This window comes from Variovorax sp. P4_D9 (assembly GCF_056401695.1).
Genome location: NZ_JBFUIU010001410.1, coordinates 1 through 1438, shown reverse-complemented (window position 1 = coordinate 1438; position 1438 = coordinate 1). Strand labels below are relative to the sequence as shown.

General features: G+C 66.2%; 2 protein-coding genes. Both read right to left on the bottom strand.

Translation table 11 applies throughout. The features are described from left to right. Positions 1-955, bottom strand: a 955-nt coding sequence (locus tag AC1DY5_RS55500) for a homoserine dehydrogenase (RefSeq protein WP_478122680.1), incomplete at its 3' end; no start/stop codon positions are given. A gap of 27 nt (positions 956-982) precedes the next feature. Next, positions 983-1438 (bottom strand): aminotransferase class I/II-fold pyridoxal phosphate-dependent enzyme (locus AC1DY5_RS55495; RefSeq protein ID WP_478122679.1); only part of this gene is annotated, 456 nt, incomplete at its 5' end.

Sequence of the window (1438 nt, the reverse complement as noted above, 5' to 3'; positions counted from 1 at the left end):
GCGTGATGTCGACCAGGTCGGCGATCACGGCGCTAGCGGTCGGCTCGCTGCCGGCGCCCTTGCCGTAGTAGAGCGTGGTGCCGACGGCATCGCCGTTGACCACCACCGCATTCATTGCGCCCTCGACGTTGGCCAACAGGCGCTTGGACGGCACCAGCGACGGATGCACCCGCAGCTCGATGCCCTTCGCGACGCGCTTCGTGACGCCCAGCAGCTTGATGCGGTAGCCGAGCTGCTCGGCGTACTTGATGTCCTGCGCCGCGAGCTTCGTGATGCCCTCGACGTGCGCGCGATCGAACTGCACCGGAATGCCGAAGGCGATCGCGCTCATCAGCGTCACCTTGTGCGCGGCGTCGACGCCCTCGATGTCGAAAGTCGGGTCGGCTTCGGCGTAGCCGAGGCGCTGCGCCTCCTTGAGCACGGTGTCGAAGTCGAGGCCCTTGTCGCGCATCTCCGAGAGGATGAAATTGGTGGTGCCGTTGATGATGCCGGCGATCCACTGGATCGAATTGGCCGTGAGGCCCTCGCGCAGCGCCTTGATGATCGGGATGCCACCCGCCACCGCGGCCTCGAAGGCCACCATCACGCCCTTGGCGTGCGCGGCCGCGAAGATTTCGGTGCCGTGCACCGCGAGCAGCGCTTTGTTGGCCGTGACCACGTGCTTGCCGGCGGCGATCGCCTCCAGCACCAGCTGCCTGGCGATGCCATAGCCGCCGATCAGCTCGACTACGATGTCGATCTCGGGATTGGCGATCACCGCGCGGGCGTCGTCGACCACCTGCACGCCCTCGCCGACCACCGCCTTCGCGCGCGCCGTGTCGAGGTCGGCGACCATGGTGATCTCGATGCCGCGGCCGGCGCGACGCTTGATTTCTTCCTGATTGCGGCGCAGGACCTGGAAGGTGCCGCTACCGACTGTGCCGATGCCGAGCAGGCCAACTTGGATGGGGTTCATTAGATTCGTCTTCTGGAGCAATGGGGCTCAGGCGCCCCGGTTTCGATAGCGTTCGAGGAAGCCGGCGATGCGGTTCACCGCCTCGCGCAGGTCCTCTTCGTGCGGCAGGAACACGATGCGGAAATGGTCGGGCGTGCCCCAGTTGAAGCCCGTGCCCTGCACCAGCATCACCTTGGTCTCCTTCAGCATATCGAGGAAGAACTGCCGGTCGTCCTCGATCGGGTAGACCTTCGGGTCGAGCTTCGGGAACATGTAGAGCGCCGCGCTCGGCTTGACGCAGCTGACGCCCGGGATCGCGGTGATCAGCTCGTAGGCMAGGTCGCGCTGCCGGCGCAGGCGGCCGCCCGGTCCGACCAGGTCGTTGATGCTCTGGTAGCCGCCCAGCGCGGTCTGGATCGCCCACTGGCCCGGYACGTTGGCGCACAGCCGCATGTTCGAGAGCATGTTGAGGCCCTCAATGTAGTCGCGGGCCATCTTCTTGTC